This is a genomic window from Chondrinema litorale (genome assembly GCF_026250525.1).
GTDB classification, from domain to species: domain Bacteria; phylum Bacteroidota; class Bacteroidia; order Cytophagales; family Flammeovirgaceae; genus Chondrinema; species Chondrinema litorale.
In genome coordinates, this window is the sequence record NZ_CP111060.1 from 80,082 (window position 1) to 103,066 (window position 22,985).

Genomic DNA, 22,985 nt, shown 5'->3' on the forward strand with positions numbered 1-22,985 from the left:
TGCTAATTAGAATCCCAGTTTTATACCAGCAGTAATTGTTTTTGCGGTAGGGTAGCTGTAGTGGTCAATTCCAATTCTAATAGAGTTTGAACTTCCGTAAGAGCTAATTTCAGGATCGTACCAAGAATATTTAGTAAAGGTTAGTAGGTTTTGGCCACTTAAATAAACTTGTAATCTTCTCATCCAGTCAGCTCCCAGTTTATCAACAGGTACATTATAAGCCAATTGAATATTTCTTAAACGCATGTAAGAACCATCTTCAACTGATCTGTCTGATACATTCACCGACATATTTTGAGTGAGTCTTGGATATTTAGCATCGGTATTATCAGGCGTCCAATGGTCTTCATAAACTTCTCTTGGCATGTTTAAACCAAATCCATAATCGAGTGTCTGGTTAATTGAACTAAGGTTGAATATATCATTACCCTGTGAGCCCTGAAAAAATATGTTTAGCTCAAAGTTTTTATAAGTCATGGTAGAGTTTAAACCATAGATAAAATCAGGGTTCGGGTCACCTATAATTCTTTTATCATCATTAGTTAAAGTTCCATCATCATTAAAATCTGTATATACTATTGTACCATTTTCATCATATCCTTCTTCGACATAACCATAAAAAACGGCAAATGGCTCTCCTTCTCTTAATAGGTTAATATTGTCGTTCACAACAGTAATATTAATACTACTTCCTAAAATATCTTGGCCATCATAAAGCTTTACAACTTTACTTTTGTTAAACGACATGTTAGCACTCAATTCCCAAGTAAATTCACCTGTTAGAATTTTGCTGTCAACAGTAAACTCAAAACCCTTGTTTTGTATTTGTCCTACGTTTTGGATAGTGCTAGTATAGCCTAGTGAAGCGGGAAGTTGTACAGTGTTCAGTAGATCTCTGGTATTTTTTATATAGTAATCAGCGGTAATAAAAATTCTGTTATCTAATATTCCTAAATCGATTCCAAAATTGCTTTGCTCAGTAGTTTCCCATTTAAGGTCTCCTGGAAGTGTGGTACCTGGTGCATAAGTGGTATATAATTCATCTCCAAATACAGTTTTGCCAGATGCCAATTGGTTGAGTGTTTGATATGGAGATATTGCTGTACTACCAGTTTCTCCATAGCCTAATCTCAGTTTTAAATCGCTTATTAAGTTAACACTTGCCATAAATGGCTCATCTTTAATTCTCCAAGCAAAAGCACCAGAAGGAAAATAGCCCCATTTATTGTCTTCACTAAATCTAGAGGAACCATCAGCTCTAAAACTTACAGTAAATAAATACTTATCATTTAAAGTATAATTCAATCTACCTAAGTAAGATAGTAAAGACCATTTAGAATAAGATGAACTTGGAACACCTAATGTACCAGCTGCACCAATATCGTAAGTTTCAGTGGCATCACTAATAAAATCACTACCAGAAGCTCCAAGACTTGTAGCAACATAGTCTTGATAAGTTAAACCACCAGTAACAGAGAAACTATGGTTGTTCCATGCTTTCGTATAGTTTACAATGTTTTCGTTTAGAAAACTGGTTACTTGAGAAGTACTAATTGATGCAGAACCTTGAGAATTAATGAATTTTTTAGAAGTATAAGTGTCATTACGTCCATCATTATTTTCAATACCTCCAGATATTTTTACAGATAAACCATCGATAGGTTTATAAATGACTGCTGCATTGGCCAAAATGGTATTGTAGCGTTGCTCATTTGTTTGATATAAAGTATAATTAAGCGGGTTAACAATTACATTTGACATAAATGGATAAGATGTACTCAAAACTGTGAGAGTACCATCTTCTTCGTATGGAGAAAGTATAGGGGCAGCCGAAACCATGCCTCCAATTAGAGACTGACCACGATTACCACCACTAGAATTTTGACGATTAGATAATGACCTAGTTAAAGTAGCATTATATTCAAGTTGTACTTTTTTGCTTATATCATGATTAATATTTGCTCTCACAGATTGTCTCATATAATCGCTATTGGTAATAATACCGTCTTGATCAAATAGACTACCTGAAACAGAAAATTGTGTTTTCTCATTACCACCAGAAACATTTATAGTCTGGTTTAGCATCGGAGCTGTACGTAATACTACATCTTGCCAATCTGTTGTTTCAAAGCCTGCTATATCTGCATCTGTGAACCAAGGTGTAATACCGTCGTTAGTAGCTTGTTCATTATAAAACGCGGCATATTCTTGCGCATTCATTAAGTCAAGTTTATTTCTTACACTTTGCCAACTATAACTTCCCTCATAATCAACCATAGTTTTACCTGCCTTTCCTTTTTTTGTAGTAATAATAACCACTCCATTAGCACCTCTAGAACCGTAAATTGCTGTAGCTGATGCATCTTTCAATATCTCCATCGATTCTATATCGGAGTTATTTAAAAAATTTGGAGCGCCAGAAAAAGGAAATCCATCAATTACATATAATGGCTCATTACTACCTTGAATAGAGTTTGTGCCTCTAATTCTAACACTTATATTTGATCCAGGTTGACCAGTATTTTGTGTAATTTGAACACCAGCAGCTCTACCATAAAGTGCCTGAACAGGACTTGTAGTAGGGAAAGCACTTATTTCTTCTTGTTTTACAGAAGATACAGAACCAGTTAAATCACTCTTTTTAACAGTTCCATAACCGACTACTACAACTTCTTCGAGTTGTTCTAGATCTGCATTTAATACAATATCTAAATTAGTTCTATTATTAAGAGGTACCTCTTGAGTTACATAACCAATATAGCTAAATTGTAATGTAGATTCAGGTGCTGCTGCAATAGAAAACTTACCATTAACATCGGTGGTGGTACCTGATGTAGTACCAACTATTAGAATACTTACACCAGGTAAAGGTTCTCCATCATCAGCAGTTACAACTCCTGTAATTTGTTGTTGACCGTATACCCAAATGGAAGTACACAGCAATAGTAACAAAGGGGGGAAGATCATTTGCAAAGGTATTTTCATTTTCATATACTTTATATTATTGAATAATAATATTTTAATTTGTTATTATTGACAATAATATTTATAATTGTGCAGGATGTCAAATAAACGAGCCTTTATTTTTAGATAGTCCAACTACACAGTAAAAATGAGATGAAATTTCTAAATAAAATTATATATTAAGGAATGAATACAATTACATTCAATAATAAAAACATTAAAGCATATAAATGGGAGCTAATTGTGCTGCTTTGGTTTGCTTTTTTCTTCAATCAGGCCGATAGACAAATATTTAATGTAGTAATTCCTTCCATCAAATCAGACTTGGGTTTAGATGATGCACAAATCGGGCTTGTAGCATCTATACTTGTTCTTACATATGGTATTTTGGTTCCCATTACAGGTTATATTGGTGACAGATATGATAAAAAGAAAATAATATTTTTCAGCTTGTTATTCTGGAGTACTGCTACATTATTTACTGGTTCTAGCACTCTACTAATACACTTAGTATTGTTAAGAGGCTTAGCTACAGGTGGTGGCGAAGCATTTTATGCACCTGCTGCCAATGCTCTAATCAGTGAGTATCACAATAAAACTAGAGCCACAGCTATGTCAATACATCAAACAGCGGTGTATACAGGTATTATTCTAAGTGGATTAATTACCGGATATATCGCTGAAACTTTTGGGTGGCGCTATGCATTTTTCACATTCGGTGGTGGTGGAATCATACTAGCTATTATAATATATTTTAGAATGAAGCCTTCTAAACCTCAAGTTAGTACAAATGATGAGGAAAAGGTGAGCATTCAAAAAGCACTCCCTGTCTTTTTCAAGAAACCTACAGCCATCTTATTAGCCTTTGCCTTTGCAGGAATGGTTTTTACTAACGTGGGCTATTTAACTTGGATGCCTACTTATTTATATGAAGAATTTGGTCAATCTTTAACAAGTGCTGGTTTTAACTCCATGTTTTATCACCATGTACTTGCCTATGTTGGTCTTATGTTTTTTGCTGCACTGTCAGATAAATTAATGAAAAAGCGAGATACAATTCGCTTAGAAATTCAGGGATTGAGTTTATTACTTGGTGCACCTGCCATCTATTTTATGGGTGTAAGTAAAACAGTAGTTGGTGTTTACATTGGGTTAGCAGTCTTTGGTATTTTTAGAGGAGGTTATGATTCAAACATTTTTGCGGCACTTTATGATGTAATTGAGCCAAAATATCGATCCAGTGCTACTGGCATTATGCTCATGTTTGCTTTTGTAACAGGTGCTAGTGCTCCTTACATTTTAGGATTAATGAAACCTGTATTAGGACTTTCTAATGCTTTAGCATCACTTTCAATTGCTTATGTTTTTGCGGCACTTTGCATTTTTGTTGCTCTAAAGGTTTTTTATGATAAAGATAAAATTATGGAGTGATTATTAAATTTATTCAATAGTATTGAATAAAAAAACATTATTATGATTCAAGCTATACATAGAGCATTTGATGTACTGGAATTTATCGCTGCACAGGAACAGGAGTGGGTGCAGTTAAAAGATATTGCCAACCATCTTAACTTAAACCATAGTACTTGTGCAAATCTCGTGAAAACAATGGTAGTTAGAGGGTATATCGAAAAAGCTGAAAACCAACGTGGCTATAAAATTGGTCCAATATTAAAGTCTTTTAGTGGAGATAGTATGGAGCAAAAGATGCAACGAATTGTAAATATGGCTAAAGAACCAATGCAAATACTTGCAGATAAACTACACGAAGGTGCGATACTAACTGTGCTGAGTGGAGGAAAAAGATTAATTATTCACGAAGTAAAAAAGGATCAGGAATTACAAGTAATTAATTTAAAAGAAAAACCAGTTTATGATTCTTCAACAGGAAGAGCATTAGTAGCGGCATTAAACGATGAGGAGCTAGAAGCTTTTATAAATAAATATGGCTTACCCGAATATGAAGTATGGCCAGAAGTTGAAGATAAAGAAGATTTAATGTATGAACTGAATAAGATAAGAAAACGGGGTTATGCTCAACAAACTAGTAAAGCACATGTTGTCGGTTTTGCTGTAAATATCGTTTGCTTAGGCTTACATGCATCTCTCGGTGTGTATTTACCAGAAATCAGATTAAAAGATATCAACTATCAGGAGGAAATATTGAATCTACTCAACAAAACTGCTGATAAAATAACAGAAACAACAAATCAACCTAATATATGAAATATGAAAATTATCGATTTAAAAGTGCGTTGCGTTGCTATTCCTTTAAATGCACAACTAAGGCATAATACTGGAGTTCATCCTGGTTATTTCTTAAGAACCATTCTGGAAGTAATTACAGATGAAGGCATTATTGGATTAGGAGAAGTAGGTGGTGGAGATCAGAGAGCTGCACTTATGAAATTGAAGCCCAGAATTTTAGGACTTGATCCGTTCCATTTGGAGATTATAAAACTTAAAGTATTACGTAGTATCTACTACCTTTCTAACTCTCGCTTATATGCTGCAATAGAAATGGCATGTCTTGATATTCAAGGCAAAGTTTTAAACCGGCCTATGTGTGATTTATTGGGTGGGAAAGTAAGGGATGAAGTGCCATTTATTGCCTACCTCTTTTGGAGATATGATCGTCCAAGTGGTGGTGATGATAAAACTGCTGAAGATTTAGCGGAATACTGTGTAGAACTTCATGAGACACTGGGGGTAAATGCGATGAAGCTAAAAGCAGGTGTAATGAAACCCGAAGAAGAAGCTAGAGTTTTAGAATTATGTAGGGATAAGTTGGGAGACTCATTTGGATTAAGAATAGATCCAAATGGTGTTTGGTCTGTAGCCACAGCTATAAAAATTGGCCAAAGATTAGAAGACTTAGGCATTGAGTATTTCGAAGATCCTTCATGGGGTTTAGAAGGGAATGCTGCAGTTCGTAAACAAGTAAGAATGCCTATTGCAACTAATATGTATCCAGCAAAATTTGACGACTTGGGACCTGCCATTAGAATGGGTGCTGTAGATATTGTACTAACAGATTTACATTATTGGGAAGGACCAAAAGGAGTAAAAGACTTAGTAGCAGTTTGTAGAACTTTTAATATGGGAGTTGCCATGCATAGCGGAGCAGAATTCGGGATTGAATTAGCAGCTATGATACATACAGCAGCTACTATTCCGACAATGACATTTGCAGGAGATGCACATTATCATTATCTCACTGATGACATTATACAAGGAGGTTTATTGCAGTATGAAAATGGAGCTATTAAAGTACCTGAGGGTCCTGGATTGGGAGTTGCTCTTGATGAATATAAAATGGAAAAATATGAACGATACTACGAGCAAAAAGGAGATTATTATGCTCGTTTCCACCAAGATCCTAAGCGCCCAGATTGGTTCCCAATTGTAGGAAGCATCTAGCATTTTTCAATCAAGTTCAAAATATAAAACCAAATGAACATTGGTAGTTTATTCGATATAAGTAAAAAAAATGCATTGGTTACTGGAGCCACACAAGGGATTGGTAAAGCGATCGCATTGGGTTTGGCAGAATTTGGAGCGAATGTATTGGTACATGGAAAAGATGAAAAAGAAGATGCAATAAATGTTGTTTCTCTTATTGAAGATATGAATAAAAAATCAGGCTATATATTAGCAGATTTACAAGAGGGAAAAAGTGCATTAAATATATTTAATCAGGCCGTTCATTTATTAGGCAACATAGATATTCTTGTAATTAATGCGTCAATACAATTTCGAAAACCTTGGCAGGAAACAAACCTAGTTGAAATTCAACAACAGTTAGATATAAACTTTAAGTCAACCTTACAACTAATACAGTTATTCGTCTCTGCAATGAAAGTTCGAAAGTGGGGAAGGGTAGTAGTTATCGGAAGTGTACAGGAAAAAAAACCTCATCCAGATATGATTGTTTACGCTGCAACTAAATCGGCTAATGTAAACATGGTGAGAAATTTGGCTTTGCAGCTTTCAGGAGAAGGTATAACAATAAACAATCTTGCTCCTGGAGTAATAGAAACTCCAAGAAATGAATTGGCACTTTCTAATCTTGATTATAGAGAAAAAGTTCTTGAAAAAATTCCAGCCTCCTTCTTTGGTACTCCAGAAGATATAGCATCAGCAGCCTGTTGGCTTTGTTCAGATGCCGGTAGATATATTACTGGACAAGAAATATTTATAGATGGAGGTATGAGCCTATAAAAATTTATGTTAAAAATTAATTGACACGATAATGAGTTTAATGAAATTAGACGCTCTCAAAGCCAAGCTAGATAAAAAAGAGATCGTAGACTTACCTATTACTGAAAAAGAATTATGTGATAGGTATGAACAGTTGTATACTGGTGCAGTAAATGATGTTTTAAGAGAAAGAACATTATTAGACCAGGCGCTTCCTTGCAATATAATGCCACTTAAAATGGAAATGAAAGTTGCTGGAATAGCTTATACAATACGTTCGAATCCAGATCCTACAGTTACAGGAGAAATGGAGATAAGAGCGGATATGTTAGATGATATGCCAAGAGAGTGCATTGTTATTTGGGATGCTGGAGATGAGTCTGAGGCATCTCATTGGGGAGAAGTAATGACAGCTTCTGCCATTGCTAGAGGTTCAAGAGGCGCTGTTGTAAATGGTGGTTTGAGAGATACGATGCAAGTCTTGGATCAGAACTATCCGGTTTTCAATAAATATCGCACATCAAATGGTTCATTAGGAAGGACTAAAATCACTGGCTATAACATTCCACTAAGAATAGGAAAAGCCTATATCTATCCTGGTGATTTAATATTTGGTGATATTGATGGAGTGTTGGTTGTTCCTCGTGAAATGGCTTATGAAGTATTAGTAAGAGCAGAAGAAATTAAAGCTACAGAACAAGAGATGAAAACTTGGGTTCACGAAGGATTTTCAGCCAAAAATATAGTGAAAAAAGGAGGCTACTTTTAAAAATAACACTATAACCAATTGCAAAGGGATCTAGAGATTTTTCTGGTCTCTTTGTTTTTCTGATCTCAACCACTGCCTAAACAAGTTTACCGATATACCATATCTTTTGCAAAGAATTTCTGCTGTAAAATATCCGGGTGCCGGCCACCGGTCTCATAATATGAGATAATCTCCTGACGCTGTGCTAGCGTAAAACTTCGTTTCGTTGTTGTTTTTTGTGATTTTTCTTTGTTTTTCATGGGCTTACAGTTTTGTGTAAGGCCAGTTCAGGAGATTTCACAAAAATATATAATTTACATTATGTTAATTAAAAAGCCTATTTGACCTTTGTTAAATTAACACATAATGTACCTTTATATTACCACAAATTAATTTGGAACTTAATTAATCCCAGATATAAGTTTATCTGGAATCAAAGGCTTATCTGTATCGAAACCTGCTTTCTCTAATCCTAATACTAGATTACTTACTGTTTTAGATAATTGCTCCCTAATTTCTTCTCTACTAAAGCTTTCTTTATCATTATCTGCTGTTTGTTCTTCATTTTGGAGTAAAAAAATGTCTACATCAGCAACTGTCATGGAGACCAACATCTTTAGATTAAATAATTTAGATTCTTTCATATTCGTATCTATAGTAAATTCTGGATAGTGTTATTTTTTTAGTTAATTTATACCTAAATATAGTAAATTTACCATCATGTCTAAATTTAGATATATATAAATCAAAAGGTTTTGCCCCATTAATTTAGTAAGTTACTCATCTAGCAATTAGCTTAATTTATTTCTTTAACACAAATAACTTATGGAAATTAATGCGACTATTCACTCCCAAAATCTCCTTTATACAAATGGCTAACTGAAAATAAACTATCAATATACTTCATCCAAAGAAACAATTCGTTTAATTATATCGCTTGGCTAGTTCATTTTGCATTATCTACTTCTTGTAGGTTATATAAATCATAATATTACTATTTGAACTGCAATGCAAGCAATTGATATCTTTGACAAAAGCGCCAAATCAAAGTAAAATTAAGAGTGTAAACATATTTTTAGCTATAAAATAATCATTTAGTTTTATCTTGTGATTACCCTTGATATATTAATCAAACATAATATGAGGTTGAAAATTTATATATTTTTGTTGTTGCTTGTAATGACATTGTTGCAACGCAACAATGTCCTTTATATATATAAAATGTAAATGATAATGAATATTTGTATTAATCAATTTTTGAAAGATGATTCTTTATTATAGCTGCTTTTTGAGAGTCTAGGGGTTTATTCATAAAGTCAATCACATTTGGGAGTTTACTAGCTCTTTCTTTATCCTCACTATTAAGTGAAGAAGTAAGGATAATAGCTTTTAGTTGTTTTAATTTTTGATTATCAGATTTTTGAAGTGCTTCCAAAAAGTCTAATCCAGTTAAAACAGGCATTCTAAGATCTATTATTAATAGCTTAGGAAATTCAATTGATGACTTATTTTTTAGCGTTTCCAACGCTTTTTTACTTTCAATATAATCTTCTATAACAACATCTACTAGTTCAGACTCAATAATTTTCTTGTTCAGAAAATTTGAAATTTGCTCATCATCCACTAAAAATATTCTGTCTTTCATGTTTTTATTGGTAAATAAATAGTAAACATTGTCCAAGAACCAAGCTCTGAGTCCACTTGGATGCGACCTGCTAAATTAGTAACAATTTCCTTACATATGTATAATCCCAGACCTGCTCCTTTAGCAGATGAAGAAGAGCGGTGAAACATTTCAAATATTTTACCTAGTTCTTCTTTTTCTATACCTTCTCCATTATCCTTAATATATAACTGGTATTCTTCAGTGTTATATTTTTTAAAGCTAATTTCTATCTCTAAAGGAACTTCTCTTCTACGGTATTTTATTGAGTTAGAAATTAGATTGTTTAATATAGTTCTAAATCGGTATTTATCAGTTTGAATCTTTTCTATAGCGATATTTAAATTTATCTCTATTTCTTTTCCACCTACAAATTTGTGCATATTTAGAACTTCATCTACCAATTTTTTGATTTTAGTAGTTTCATATTTGATCTCTAAATTCTCATTTTTTGAATAATCTAGAATACTAGTAATCATCTCATCTGTTTTTTGAAGTCCATCTTCCATCAGTTTTATAGTTTGTTCTTTTTCATCTTCTTTCAAGAGATCATTTTTAAGTAAATTCAAAAGTCCTAGGATAGATAAAAGTGGGGACCTAAGATCATGTGATGTGCTATACACGAATTTATCCAATTCACGATTCTTTTTGATAAGCATCTCATTTTGAGATATTAGCTCATTATTGAGCTTTACTATTTCAACTTTTTTTTCTTCTTCTATAAAATATTTATGTAGTACTAAAGCGATAACACTACTGACAGATTCTAAAAATTCTACTTCTCTTTCATTTTTTTTATGACCTACTTCTAAATATAAAACCATTATTCCTAGAATTTCTTCATTGTACATAATGGGCACATTATAATGAGCATGATCTTTCATTCCTTTATAGTTAATTGTATGCCGATGATTCACACAATTAGCATGCAGTGTCTTTTTGGTGAGTATAACCTGCCCACAAAGACACTCACCTGATGTAATTCCTTTTATAGCACATATTTTAAGTAGCTCATCACTAAGATTATGTTGGGCTTTAATACGAAATTTCCCATCAAGATCTTTCAAAAAAAAGCCTAATCTTGGGTCTAATTTTATAAAATTTGCTTTTATGATTACCTCTATAGTAGATTGTAGAAATGAGATAGGCTCTGATGTTTTATTTGAAAGAAGTAAGATATTATTGATCACTTCAGTTATTTTGAGATTTCCTATAATGTTTTCCTGGTTCTGTATCTTTATTCTTTGGTAATAAATCTGTCCCATAATTGTTCCAAGAACACTACCAACTATTATGGGAGTGATAATAGCAGGACTTAAATATTCTGTGTTAGAAAATACAAAAGTAACTTGAATAAAATAAAAGATCTGCAAAATCAGAATACAAAGAAATATTGCAATTAAGTAAATCTTGAATTTGACTTTTTCCATAAATTGGACTGTATATGAGATATTTAGATATACCAAATTATTGACTTATTACTATAAAATTAGTATTGCTTCCTGCTATATAAAATTTCCATATTTTTAAGAATAATATATATTCTTGTTCTTTTATTGTTTAATGCTTGTTAGCAGAAGTTATCTCTACAAATAATGTGGTATATAATGTTATATTAATAAAGTTAAAAAGAAATTATTCACACCACTTCCTCACTAGATAACCTTGATTTAAAATAGTATGAGTTCAGTTTGTTTCCTCCTTGACGACATATTCTATTTATGTTGATAGCTATTAACAGTTTTTCTAAATTTAACCTGTATTTCGGGTATTAGTTTTGTGCCATAACAAGGTATAGGCTGCCCAAATTCAGTATAAGTCCTTTAACAAATTATTTGTATAAAATAAGCTACAAATTTTCAAATGCAACTGTTGCCGATATTTAATTTTTTACCTTAAGTATGGTATTTAATTTTTCTTTTTAAATAACATTCTGTAAGGCTAATTTTTTTTCTAACAGTAGTTATAATTACTGCACTACTACTTTTTATTATTTGACCTTTTCTAAAACTTTTAATTACACCTCATTTAATATCGTTTTCCTTCAATTGCTTTTTATAGGACAAATCATTGTATAATAGCATATTCCACTGCAGATATAGTTATTACTTTTTTGACTAATTCATTATATACATGTATCCGACAAAAGACTAATAATCAAGGAGTAATTACTTTATAACATGCTCTTGCAATTTTAGTCGCTATAGATTATTAGGCTCAAAGTTAGATCAATCTCTTCTTTGGTATCCTAAGTGTTCTTTACTTATGATTTCTAATCTAGAACCAAGATTTAATTTTCAATTATTATCATAGAACAATTTAGCAAAGAAATTTCCTTAAATAATACAATTAATTCTCCATTCTTAATATAATACAGCGAGTATTAAACTTTATTTAGTTCAACATGTATGTCTATTCGTATGATGGGTCGTTGCAAAATAATATTTATTAACTCTAATACTCGCTAATAATATGTTTAAACTATCGCAATATCTGATCTCTCAAAGCCACCTAAATGAAGTGCAAGAAAATTTAGAACAATTAAAAACTGAAATAAACTCAGCCACTTTTTTTGTCAAAAAAATTGAAGAAGGAGTATTAGATGTTAAATATCCCAATATTGATGAAAATGAAATAACTTCAGACTCTCTTTCTGGCTCTTTGATCAGTATGAGAAATAAATTAGTTCATTTAAATAAAGAAGATCTTCAAAGAAAATGGACTAGTGATGGCTTAGCTTTATTTAATGAAATATTAAGAAAAAATGGAAATGATCTTCAGGAAGCATGTTATCAAACTATCAGCAACCTAATTAAATATATCAATGCAAATCAAGGTGCTATTTATGTAGTTAAAAAAAATAAGCAAATCATTGAACAAGTAGCTTGCTATGCCTATGACCGAAAAAAATATATTGATAAAGCATTTCAATTTGGAGAAGGACTGATTGGACAAATATACTTAGAAAAAGAAACACTTTTGCTGCATGATGTTCCAGAAGATTATATTCGCATTACTTCAGGATTAGGTGAAGCATCTCCTAATTCTGTGATCATTGTCCCTTTAAAAGTCAATCAAGAAGTAGAAGGTATTATTGAACTTGCATCTTTTAAAAAATTCAATCCTTTCGAAATTGAATTTTTAGAAAAATTGGGCGAATCCATAGCCTCAACCATATCTAATATCAAAGTTACTCAGCAAACAAAACTGTTATTAGAAGAAAGCCAACAACAATCAGAATCTTTAAAGGCTCAAGAAGAAGAACTCAGACAGAATATGGAGGAGTTATCTGCCACTCAGGAAGAATTAGTAAGAAAACAACAAGAAAGTAGTAATATATTAGAAAAATTTAACCTTATTACTCAAACTACTAAAGAAGGTTTATGGGATATGGTAGTTCCTTCTAACATGGATATCAATGACCATACACCTTTCTTTTGGACAGATCGATTCAGACAAATGTTAGGATATACAAATGAAACAGATTTTCCTAATGTACTGCATTCATGGTCTGATTTATTACACCCTCATGATAAAGCAAATACTCTTAATGCTTTTGCAGAACATTTAAATGATACTACTGGCAATACTCCATATGATGTAGAATACCAATTAAAGCTTAAAAATGGTAGTTACAGATGGTTTAGGGCTATCGGTAATACATTAAGAGATCCTGAAGGAAATCCCATAAGAATTGCTGGATCTTTAATTGATATTCAAGCGCTGAAAGATATGCAATCCTTGCAAAATAAATTAGAATTAAAAATTGAAGAAAGGACAAAAGAGGTAAACAACCTTTTATTTGCATCTAAAGAAAAGAATGAACAATTAACCGCACAAGAGGAAGAGCTGAGACAAAATATTGAGGAAATGCAAGCTACTCAAGAAGCATTAGCCTTAAAAAATAAAGAGATTGCAAAAAATGCTGCAGAATCTGCCAGTGTCATTAGAGGTATAGATGAAGTAATGTGTACCATTGAATTTACTCCTAATGGTATCATTCACTCAGCTAATACTAACTTTTTAAAAGTAATGAAGTGCTCTTTAGAAGATATTAAAGGCAAACATCATCAAATATTTGTTCCTGAAGAAATTGTCAATACACCTAAATACGAGGCTTTTTGGAAAAAACTAGCCAATGGAGAGGCTGTTTCTAAAGTATTTAAGAGAATCAATGCTAATAAGCAAACTGTATGGCTGAATGCGATTTATGCACCGATACTTGATGAAGAACATCATGTAATTAAAGTAGTTAAGTTTGCTACGGATGTTACTAATAGTCAAAAAATCTCATCAGAAACCAAAAGCATCTATCAAGGAATTGATAAAGTCATGGCTGTTATAGAGTTTTCACCTTTAGGAGATATTATTACTGCCAATGAAAACTTCCTTCAAGTAATGAAGTATTCACTTGATGATATTAAAGGTAAACATCACCAAATATTCATGCCTAAAGACATGATAAACTCTTCAGAGTATCAATTATTTTGGGAAAAATTAGCTGCTGGACAAGCTATATCTCAAATATTTCAAAGAATTAATGCACATGGCAATATAGTATGGTTAAATGCCATCTATACTCCAATTATTGACACAGAAGGTAACGTAACAAAAGTAGTAAAATTAGCCACTGATATTAGCCAAGAAAAAAAGAAAGAAATGCAAGTATCAGAATTATTAGAAGAGTCTCGAACACAAGAAGAAGAGCTTCGACAAAGTATGGAAGAATTAGAGGCTATTCAAGAAGATATACAACAACAAGCCTTGGAGATGAGCAGCAGAATGAATGCAATAAATGAAAGTGGTATTGCATCTGTAGAGTTTGATTTGTTTGGAAATATCATTACAGCAAACTCAAGCTTTTTAAAACTAATGGGATATTCTTTAAAAGAGATACAAGGCAAACATCATAGTATGTTTGTTAAAGAAGATTATAAGTCTACTCCTGCATACCAAGAATTCTGGGAATCATTACGAGAAGGAAAGCCTCAAATGGGAGAGCAAAAAAGAATTAATAAAAACGGAGAGTTAGTTTGTTTACATGGGAGTTACTCTCTTATTAAAGATAGTTTAGGCAAACCTAAAAGTGTGATCAAATTAGCGGTTGATCTTGCTAAAATTAAAAATATTTAACAATGTGCAACACAGTTATAAAATAATTTTGAAAAGACAAGTGTTTATTATTATTTTGAAAGAATATGTATTACAAAATATTCTTTGCTAAATGGATTTAAAAAGATGTTTTTGGCTATAATTGCAATTGTATTAAAAATCGGCTTGTTGTAAAATAACTCACATTGTTCAATATGTCAATTGATGTATGAGGTTACTTTTTACATTCTTATTACTCATTTTCTCCAAATTTTTATTGGCGCAAGATAGAGTTTTTATTAATAAAGATATGCATGATTTTCCATCTTTGGAATCATATATCTTATTGTATCATGATACTTCAAAAAACAAGCAAATAGCAGAAATAGCTTCTCGAAAATTTAAAGATAATTTTGAGCCTTACAATAAAATTAATGCTTCAAAGAGAGCTAATAGTATTTACTGGGGTAGAATACTTATAAATAATAATGGAGCTACAGCTATTAACCTTTTTTTAATACTAGATGGGAATAACTATGTTACTCTTTATGAAGAAAGCGGAGAAATAGGTTTTAAAGAAAAGTTTAGTGGTGAGCTTGAGCAAGCTTCTTTGAAAGATGTAAGAGGAAGTCGAAAAGAAGCTATATTTGAAATTACATTGCTACCTAATCAAGAAAAATTATTTTATTACAAAGTAGAAAATATCACAGGTTTTAAGCCTAGTCTAAATATCAGATTGGTAAAGCCTAAAACATGGTATACTCAAGATAAATCACTTTTTATTAAAGATAGTTTATTTCAAGGTATGCTATTTATTATGGCTGTATATTCCGGTAATAGTTTACCACTCAATCCGGGGAAAAGTTTACCAGTATTTTTTAGAAAAGTAAATGCCTGTTAATTCCATCAATTACTTAAATATAAATTGTATTTATTTTAGTTGGTAGAGTTTTTTACTTTTCTCATGGATTCTCCCTCTAATTTTATTCGATGAGAAGCATGAACTAATCTATCTAATATAGCATCTGCGATAGTTTTTTCTCCTAACAGATCATACCATTTTTCTACCGGCATTTGGGAAGTTATAATTGTAGAAGTTTTACCATGTCTATCTTCAATAATTTCTAGTAAAGCTAAACAGGTATTATGATCTAGCACTTGTAATCCAAAGTCATCCAATATTAAGAGTTGGTGTTTTTCCATACGTTTTAATTCCTTTAAGTAAGTATCATCAGCTCTTGCCATTTTTAGTTGTGAGAAGAGTTTAATAGCATTAAAATACAATACCTTATATCCCATCATACAAGCCTGATGACCTAAAGCGGAAGCAATAAAACTTTTTCCAACACCAGTAGGGCCAGTAATCAAGATGTTTTCCTTTTTTTCAATAAAAGAACAGTCAGCTAGTCTTAGTAATAAGTCCTTAGACAAGTTCCTATGTGCTGTACAGTCGATTTGCTCCACAGTAGACTGATAGCGGAAGCGTGCTTGTTTAATCCGCGTAGATATATTCCGGTTTTGCCGGAACTCCCATTCTTGCTGAAGTAGATGATCCAAGAGTTCAACTCCAGATAATTGATCTTGACCTGTTTGCAAATAAGCTTGAAAGGCATGTTGCATACCAAAGAATTTTAATTCACTTAATCGATTTTTTATTACAGAGGTATTCATCAGTTTAAAGTATAAGTTATTTATAATAATCTTTACCACGTATATTTTCATGCGATGGTAAATTGATGTGTGTTTCTTGCTCCATATCTATTTTGTCTAGTCCTTTTTCAAGAATATTACTGATTATACGATAGCTATAGCTTTCATAAAACAAAGCCACCGTGGCGCGGCTCTTTTACAAGCATTTTCTAATCGTTCTTTGCCTATAGTGGTTTTGTCTGCATATTTTAATATACCAATGCACGCCTTATATCCTTGTTCAGGATGAAGTTTATAATGAAGTAACTTCTCGATATAAGCCCCAGTGGCTGGTCCAATCGCTAAGCCCCACCCGATAAATTTATTGGGGTTCCATTCGGCAATAAACTTGTGAGATGAAGGCATGTGTTCTTTTTGAGTGGTATATTGATAGGCTCTTCTATCTCTTTGATGACAAGCTATACGAGTATGTTTGTAAAAAATCTCTACTCTGGAAGATGAATAAGCCACTTTCACTTTCTTTTTTAAAAATCGATAAGGGACACTATAGCGCTCGGCGCCCGATAATGTTTATCCTCTCCCAACCAGATATGGGAGCTTTTATATACAGTAGCTTGCTTAAACTGTTTAAACTCATATCTTTCCTGAGGTAAAGCCGATAATAAGCTTTTTTCGATTTGATTGAATAGTAATAATCTACTATAATCTCTACCAGTAAAGTTAGCCATGTTATGCTCCATCAATTTATTATGGATTGCCTGGTTGAGTTGTTTTAAAGAAAAAAACTGCTGATGACGTAGAGGTGCAAAAATGCGTGTGTATACTAATTTGACAGCTCCTTCTACTAAGGCTTTATCTTTGGGTTTAGCTGCTCTAGTGGCAAGTACAGTCGTTTGGTAATGCAAAGCAAAATCTTGAAAAGTAGCATTAACTACCGGCTCATAATGACTTGCTAATTTAATAGCGGATTTAAGACGGTCGCCGTGCGATTATCACTTAGTATAGCAGAAGGAACACCTCCAAAATACCATAATGCATTTTCAACTACTTTTATAAAGTCTTCTTTTTTTTGAGTTCTAACAGCTTCTACATAGGTAAGTTGACTTGCAGGAAGTATAGCTACGAACACTTCCATAGGCTTTTCTTCTCCAGTTGCTTTATCGATTACACATAATTTTTTACCAGAAAAATCAATAAAAACTTTATCCCCAGCCTTATGCTCTATATGCATAGATACATCCTGTCTCTCCTGCCACTGCTGAAAATGGTAGCAGAATTGGCTATAACCTAAACCTTCTGGATACTTATTCTTATATTCTTGCCATAAAAGCTTTTTACTCACACCAACCTTTCTGAGCTCTTTTTCCATATCAGGAAATAGTTTTTCTAACTCAGAAATATTAGCTACACTCTTTCTAGTTATAGACTTTCGGGCACGACCAAATAAGTCTTCTAGATCACTTTCTGACAAAGACAACAGCTCTTCTGGACTGAAACCACTTTCCTGAAAAGCTTGGATATATTTTTTTATTGTAGGGCGGCATATATGGAGCTGCCGCTCTATACTCCGTTGACTTTTTCCAGATTTATATAATCGTATGATTTGTTTTATAGTTACCATATCTGTCCTATGATTAGCCATAGCCTTTTTGGATATAAGTTATTTATCCTTAGCTATTTAATGGCTTAACAGGTGGTAAACTTTTCCCCAGATTTAGTGGTAAATATTTCTCCGGTTTTTCCAATGGCAATGTTGAGTTTATTTATTTACTTGGCAAATAAAGATAAAACCTACTTGTTTTATGGTTTATACATTTTGAGTATATCGCTATATTTTCTGTGGAATGTAGGCTTTTTATCCAATTATATTTTTCCAGAATTGCCTGATCTAAATCTATATTTCTGGATTTTTTTTCCATTGAGCCCTTTCTTTTACTTTATGTTTCTTAGGGAATTTCTTGATATTAGATTGCATGCTAAGAAATTGGATAAAATGGTTAAATGGACAGCGTATACTAGTATAATTACTTGCTTGTTAGGTATAATAATTCAAACCATATTCTACCACACTTTTTATCCAATAATCATTTCTGATGTAGTATTATTATTACAGATCGTTTTTGGACTATGGCTCTTTAAAGTATTACCTAAGAATTCTAAGCTGTTTAAAATTGCCTTGTTTGGTAATATAACATTAGCAGCAACTGCCGTTTATTCAATAATATCTTATTTTCTAGGAAAACAGAATTTTTCAAATTTTGGACAGGGAGGCACCTTATTCGAATTATTAGTTTTTGCAGTGGGCTTAGGATATAGAGTAAAACTTATTGAAGATAAGAAGAGGAAAGCACAAGCAAAATTTATTTATCAACTCAAAAAAAATAAACAACTACAAGAAGATATAAATAAAGATTTAGAAATAAAGGTAGCCCAAAGAACCTATGAAGTAAATGAAAAGAATAAAGAGTTAGAAGCACAAAATATAGAAATTGCCGCTCAAAGAGATGATATTTATGATAAATCAGAAAAACTCAGACTGATCAAGGAACATATTCAGAAAATGAATTTACAACTTGAAGAAGAAGTAGCTTCAAGAACAGAAGAATTAGTCAATGCTAAACATGAATTAGATTTATTTTTATACAGAACTTCTCATGATTTAAGAGGTCCATTTGCAAGAATAGAAGGCTTGTTACAACTTGCTAGATTAAATACATTAACACCGAATAATGAAATTTGGAACTACTTTGATCATGTAACAAATGAAATGGATGATATTCTTGAAAAATTATTAGCAATTAGTATCATCAATAATTCCCCTGAGAAAATAGAAAAAATTAAAGTTGAATCACTCATTGATACTTTAAATCAAATATTTAACAAGCAAAAAGGATACATTGAATACCATTTTAAAGAAGGATTATCATTTAAGTCAAAGACACAATTAGTTTTACTGATATTAAAAGCAATGATAGATAATTCACTGAAATTCCATCATAATGAACCTACAATAAGAATATGTTTTCAATCCCTAAATGGTAAAGAATTAATTATTACAGTGATTGATAGTGGAGATGGTATTAAGAAAGACATACTTCCGAAAATATTCGATATGTTTTTTGTTGGCTCTGATAAATCAAAGGGAAATGGATTGGGGCTTTTTATAGCTCTAAAGGCAGCCAACAGATCAAATGCTACTATAGATGTGAAAAGTGAACCTGAAAAAGGAACAAGGTTTACAGTTAAACTCCCTGAGATACTTTAGAATGAAATTTATTATCAATCATTGAAAACCTTCAATAATTATATAATTACAAAGAAGTAATTTTTATTTATACAACAGCATATTGGATATTAAAGTGGCATAATTAGTTGAATAACGATTTTTTTGGATATCCAATAACTGCTTTTTTGCCTCATCTTTATTAGCATAGAAAAGAGTACTAACTTGCTTCAATTCTACTACAATAGCCTTACAGGTTTCTACAATAGAACATACCCATAATGAGCCTTTATGTAAAGTGCACCCTCTATTTTACTGCAAGGCAAGAAGACAAATAACCTATTAGGTTTAGAGGTGCTACCATCACACTTCTTTTTTATTGATTTGATGTTTTTACAAAGCTGTATTATTCTTTATTTAGCATCTAAATGATATTCTTCTATCAAAAAATCCTTAGCAGCATTTTTATTTTCAAAAAACAACATTTGTGTGTTAATTAATTGAGCTTTCTCTACTCTTTGATCTATCGAGTCTTGTCTCATATTGGTTATATTAGCAACAATAGCTACTTTTTTTGCAAAAAACACCACTCTATCTTTTAATGTGTTATTAACCCATTCTTCAAGTTCATCATCAATTTCATAATAAAACATCCTTTCATCTACTAAGATATTTTGGGCTTTACAGATATTTTGATATTTAAAAAAAGTAAGAAACTCTGAACGGTATAGAGCAGGAAATAGGTTTTTAGAATATGGTGACCATACTACTTCCATTAAATTTAATGAGGGAGAATAGCAGATTTTCACAAAAGAGCTTTTGTATAAAATATTCATAATTGCTTGTGTTGTGATAGTTTACTATACTAACCCAGAAACTCATTATTAGCATATTTACATATTTGTATATTTATAATTCATTTGCAATTAGAAAGTATTGTTATAAAAATTTATTAGAATAATTATATTTTAGGCAAATATCCTTTATAATCTTTACTCCATTAAACTGAAGCTACTTTTTTCTCAAGTTGATCTGTGAAATCAGTAAATTCATTATTCATAAAAAGAAGTACTTTTCTATTTGAAGGAATAATACTTCCTTCTAAAAGCCAACTCTGTGCATCTTCTTTAGACTCAAAATATAATGTTTTGATATCCTGAAGTTCCATCTCATTTACCATTTTTTTTGCAGTAACTTTCTGTATAGCTAAACTACTATAAACGACTGCCATTTTTGCGTTTTTAGCACTTATAATTAATCGAGTATTAACCATCGAACTAGCCCATTGCTGGATGTGTAACCCCATTCTAAACTTGAATTGTTTCTCATTAATTAAAACTTTCTCGTAAGGGCATTTATTCGCAAGTAATAAATAGGTAAGAAATTCAGATTTGTATTGACTCTCACTGATATTTTTTGTATTCTCTAACCAGGTAGCCTGTAAAAGCTTTATTTTTTCATCGAATTCAATTTTCATAAAAGAGCTCTCATATATATTTTTCATAGTAAAAAGGTTAAGGTCTAGTAGTTAATTTTTAATATGCGTTATGTGAACACACTAATCAATTTATATATATAACAACGTGTTGATCATTAAATTGAGGAGTATAAATCCGCATTAATAGTTATTTAATTAAAACCATGCTTAATCCTTTGATCAACTTAGAATAGTTATATTTAACTACTGCATGCAATAATACTAATACCATGATTATCGATAAAATATAATATTAGTTTGTTGTTAAATACATAAGGGAATGGCTATAATATTATTACTACTTTGTAATAGGCGATATTAGTAATCGAAATGGAACTACTGGTTAAAGCATAAAAAAAGAGCTGCTTAGTAATGCAGCCCCTTTAACGATTCAAATATTAAGACAACCTAGTTTTAATTTCAATAAGAATTTTAAATAGATAAAAAAATCTAGCTCAGTTTAATTCTTTTGATTATATCAGACTCTTTACTTATTATTTTGACTTTAATAGGCGTGTTTATTGTTATTGTTTGGCCAAAAATTTTAGCAATAGAAGAATTAGCAATAAGGAAAATTTCATCAATTTCAGTATGATTTTCTACTAATGCATTTTGCCAGTGATTTCTTGCTTTAGACTCATAAGCATCCATCTGAGAACAATCCCAAATTTGACTGATCTTATTTGAATGTCTTTTTATTATTTCAGTCCATAACTGAATCCCTTCTATGGAGGTTTCTGTGCTTAATATACCTTTAAATTTAAAATACAAATAGGGTTTATAATTAATTATTCTCCACTCTAATGACAAGGAATGATTATTATAATTAAGTAAATAGGTGAAGCTTTTCTCCTGAATTACTTTTTGCTGAGGAGAAATGCAATGTTTAGCATTTACTAATTCACTAAGTGCCATCATATCTAGAATATTTATTATAATAACAAGATCGTAGTTGTAGTAATTAAAAACAGCTTTTTAATTATACCTATAGAGATATTGGAATATAAATATTTTAGGCCACAAGTGAGTGTGTATTAACAACCCAATTCATGGCTTCTTCTTTTGTATCAAAAGAATGAAAAGTATTACATTGCGTTTTTGTTTTACATAATGTTTGGCAGCTATTAAAAGCATGAAAACTATCTGTATGCTTCAAAATACCTACCTCTAAGTTCAAATGTGATAACCTATCTTTATAAATCTGGTAAAAGCATAAGTTAATATTCATTATAGGTAAATAGGAGAAGTTTCTTTCATCAATGAGTATCTTACTAAAAGTTGAGTGATTGATGTTTTGAATTAAGCATTGTACCTCTTGTCTAATCTGACTGTCATTAATTTTACTAATACCAGAAAGCCAAGTAACACTTAAGACATGATATTGATTACATAGTTCAATTCTTAAAAAAGAACTTTCATATAATAGTTTAGCACCTTTGATTTTCTCCATGTTGAATAAGTATTAGCTGTGTTATTTATGCTATGTTATATCAAGTACTGACTTGATAGCCATCCATTATAATATCCTCTACCAACCATTGTATGGCATCATCTCTATTAATGAAAAATAAATAGTCTGAACTATCTTTAGAAACTTCTTCAATTAATAGCTTTAATAAAAGTTGTTGAACAAACTCATGGTTCATTACAATAGCAATTTGAGAAGGCTTTATCTGTAAGTTAGTATTGAGTGTACTACTAGCCCAATTTATGAGCATAGTACTTGGAGTGAATAACATTTGACGCTCATCAAGTAAAACTTTGTCTATGTTGTACTTTTTTCTAATGTTAATATATGAATAAAAACATTCCTGATAGTCTGCTTGAGCCATCAGTTTTGTAGCAGGTTGCCAAACTACTTCCAATAGTGAATCAGATTGGTAGTAATTCATCTTTAGAAACTGGCTAGAATATAAAATTGTGCGTGTTGTCATTGTATGTAATTGGTTAAAATCTATTCCTAAAACTT

The 22,985-nt window shown here is 31.6% G+C and carries 22 protein-coding genes; 8 read left to right on the forward strand and 14 right to left on the reverse strand.

Annotation, left to right across the window (positions count from 1 at the left end; translation table 11 throughout):
- Nucleotides 1-6: 6 nt before the first annotated feature.
- A complete protein-coding gene (locus OQ292_RS37425; RefSeq protein WP_284689267.1) occupies nt 7-2,991 on the reverse strand; it encodes a SusC/RagA family TonB-linked outer membrane protein in 2,985 nt (994 codons plus the stop codon).
- A 159-nt stretch (nt 2,992-3,150) separates the two neighbouring features.
- Here OQ292_RS37425 and OQ292_RS37430 point away from each other — a divergent pair, with 159 nt between their 5' ends.
- From OQ292_RS37430 to OQ292_RS37450, 5 genes are read left to right on the forward strand one after another with little or no spacing between them, the layout of a single operon-like run.
- Nucleotides 3,151-4,395 carry an MFS transporter gene (locus OQ292_RS37430; protein WP_284689268.1) on the forward strand — a complete coding sequence of 415 codons (1,245 nt, stop codon included), beginning with the start codon at nt 3,151-3,153 and terminating at the stop codon, nt 4,393-4,395.
- Nucleotides 4,396-4,437: 42 nt separating this feature from the next.
- Nucleotides 4,438-5,190, forward strand: coding sequence for an IclR family transcriptional regulator (locus tag OQ292_RS37435; protein WP_284689269.1), 753 nt, complete (start codon nt 4,438-4,440; stop codon nt 5,188-5,190).
- Nucleotides 5,191-5,193: 3 nt separating this feature from the next.
- Nucleotides 5,194-6,384, forward strand: coding sequence for an enolase C-terminal domain-like protein (locus OQ292_RS37440; RefSeq protein ID WP_284689270.1), 1,191 nt, complete (start codon nt 5,194-5,196; stop codon nt 6,382-6,384).
- Nucleotides 6,385-6,417: 33 nt separating this feature from the next.
- Nucleotides 6,418-7,185 carry an SDR family NAD(P)-dependent oxidoreductase gene (locus tag OQ292_RS37445; protein ID WP_284689271.1) on the forward strand — a complete coding sequence of 256 codons (768 nt, stop codon included), beginning with the start codon at nt 6,418-6,420 and terminating at the stop codon, nt 7,183-7,185.
- A 40-nt stretch (nt 7,186-7,225) separates the two neighbouring features.
- Nucleotides 7,226-7,933 (forward strand): RraA family protein, encoded by a 708-nt coding sequence (locus tag OQ292_RS37450; protein ID WP_284689272.1) that lies wholly within the window; start codon nt 7,226-7,228, stop codon nt 7,931-7,933.
- An 86-nt stretch (nt 7,934-8,019) separates the two neighbouring features.
- Here OQ292_RS37450 and OQ292_RS37455 read toward each other — a convergent pair whose 3' ends face one another.
- The 4 genes from OQ292_RS37455 to OQ292_RS37470 form a co-directional block, all read right to left on the reverse strand.
- On the reverse strand, nt 8,020-8,172 hold the full coding sequence (locus OQ292_RS37455; RefSeq protein ID WP_284689273.1) for a hypothetical protein: 153 nt from the start codon (nt 8,170-8,172) through the stop codon (nt 8,020-8,022).
- Between the two features lie 141 nt (nt 8,173-8,313).
- The gene (locus tag OQ292_RS37460) at nt 8,314-8,556 is read right to left on the reverse strand and encodes a hypothetical protein (RefSeq protein WP_284689274.1); all 243 of its coding nucleotides are present in this window, start codon (nt 8,554-8,556) and stop codon (nt 8,314-8,316) included.
- 602 nt (nt 8,557-9,158) lie between these two features.
- Nucleotides 9,159-9,557, reverse strand: coding sequence for a response regulator (locus tag OQ292_RS37465; RefSeq protein WP_284689275.1), 399 nt, complete (start codon nt 9,555-9,557; stop codon nt 9,159-9,161).
- Nucleotides 9,554-11,005: a GAF domain-containing sensor histidine kinase gene (locus OQ292_RS37470; RefSeq protein ID WP_284689276.1), complete on the reverse strand. Its 1,452-nt coding sequence runs from the start codon at nt 11,003-11,005 to the stop codon at nt 9,554-9,556. The genes OQ292_RS37465 and OQ292_RS37470 overlap by 4 nt, the downstream gene beginning before the upstream one ends.
- A gap of 1,090 nt (nt 11,006-12,095) precedes the next feature.
- Between OQ292_RS37470 and OQ292_RS37475 the strand changes: the two genes are divergently transcribed.
- Nucleotides 12,096-14,708 carry a PAS domain-containing protein gene (locus OQ292_RS37475; protein WP_284689277.1) on the forward strand — a complete coding sequence of 871 codons (2,613 nt, stop codon included), beginning with the start codon at nt 12,096-12,098 and terminating at the stop codon, nt 14,706-14,708.
- A gap of 187 nt (nt 14,709-14,895) precedes the next feature.
- Nucleotides 14,896-15,567 (forward strand): 7TMR-DISMED2 domain-containing protein, encoded by a 672-nt coding sequence (locus OQ292_RS37480; RefSeq protein ID WP_284689278.1) that lies wholly within the window; start codon nt 14,896-14,898, stop codon nt 15,565-15,567.
- A 35-nt stretch (nt 15,568-15,602) separates the two neighbouring features.
- Here the strand turns inward: OQ292_RS37480 and istB are convergent, their stop codons facing one another.
- The 4 genes from istB to OQ292_RS37500 all read right to left on the reverse strand — a co-directional run bounded on the left by istB (nt 15,603) and on the right by OQ292_RS37500 (nt 17,958).
- Nucleotides 15,603-16,337 carry an IS21-like element helper ATPase IstB gene (gene istB / locus OQ292_RS37485; RefSeq protein WP_284686512.1) on the reverse strand — a complete coding sequence of 245 codons (735 nt, stop codon included), beginning with the start codon at nt 16,335-16,337 and terminating at the stop codon, nt 15,603-15,605.
- Nucleotides 16,338-16,460: 123 nt separating this feature from the next.
- Entirely contained in the window at nt 16,461-16,826 is a 366-nt protein-coding gene (locus tag OQ292_RS37490; RefSeq protein ID WP_284686061.1) for a hypothetical protein, read from the reverse strand.
- A 14-nt stretch (nt 16,827-16,840) separates the two neighbouring features.
- Nucleotides 16,841-17,221, reverse strand: coding sequence for a hypothetical protein (locus OQ292_RS37495; protein WP_284688758.1), 381 nt, complete (start codon nt 17,219-17,221; stop codon nt 16,841-16,843).
- Nucleotides 17,222-17,268: 47 nt separating this feature from the next.
- Nucleotides 17,269-17,958: a helix-turn-helix domain-containing protein gene (locus OQ292_RS37500; RefSeq protein ID WP_284688759.1), complete on the reverse strand. Its 690-nt coding sequence runs from the start codon at nt 17,956-17,958 to the stop codon at nt 17,269-17,271.
- Nucleotides 17,959-18,066: 108 nt separating this feature from the next.
- Here OQ292_RS37500 and OQ292_RS37505 point away from each other — a divergent pair, with 108 nt between their 5' ends.
- Nucleotides 18,067-19,581 (forward strand): ATP-binding protein, encoded by a 1,515-nt coding sequence (locus tag OQ292_RS37505; RefSeq protein WP_284689377.1) that lies wholly within the window; start codon nt 18,067-18,069, stop codon nt 19,579-19,581.
- 371 nt (nt 19,582-19,952) lie between these two features.
- Here the strand turns inward: OQ292_RS37505 and OQ292_RS37510 are convergent, their stop codons facing one another.
- The 5 genes from OQ292_RS37510 to OQ292_RS37530 form a co-directional block, all read right to left on the reverse strand.
- The gene (locus OQ292_RS37510; protein ID WP_284689279.1) at nt 19,953-20,375 is read right to left on the reverse strand and encodes a hypothetical protein; all 423 of its coding nucleotides are present in this window, start codon (nt 20,373-20,375) and stop codon (nt 19,953-19,955) included.
- Between the two features lie 164 nt (nt 20,376-20,539).
- Nucleotides 20,540-21,043: a hypothetical protein gene (locus OQ292_RS37515; protein WP_284689280.1), complete on the reverse strand. Its 504-nt coding sequence runs from the start codon at nt 21,041-21,043 to the stop codon at nt 20,540-20,542.
- A gap of 423 nt (nt 21,044-21,466) precedes the next feature.
- The gene (locus OQ292_RS37520) at nt 21,467-21,934 is read right to left on the reverse strand and encodes a hypothetical protein (RefSeq protein ID WP_284689281.1); all 468 of its coding nucleotides are present in this window, start codon (nt 21,932-21,934) and stop codon (nt 21,467-21,469) included.
- Between the two features lie 94 nt (nt 21,935-22,028).
- Entirely contained in the window at nt 22,029-22,466 is a 438-nt protein-coding gene (locus OQ292_RS37525; protein ID WP_284689282.1) for a hypothetical protein, read from the reverse strand.
- Between the two features lie 40 nt (nt 22,467-22,506).
- Nucleotides 22,507-22,950: a hypothetical protein gene (locus OQ292_RS37530; RefSeq protein WP_284689283.1), complete on the reverse strand. Its 444-nt coding sequence runs from the start codon at nt 22,948-22,950 to the stop codon at nt 22,507-22,509.
- Between the last annotated feature and the right edge of the window lie 35 nt (nt 22,951-22,985).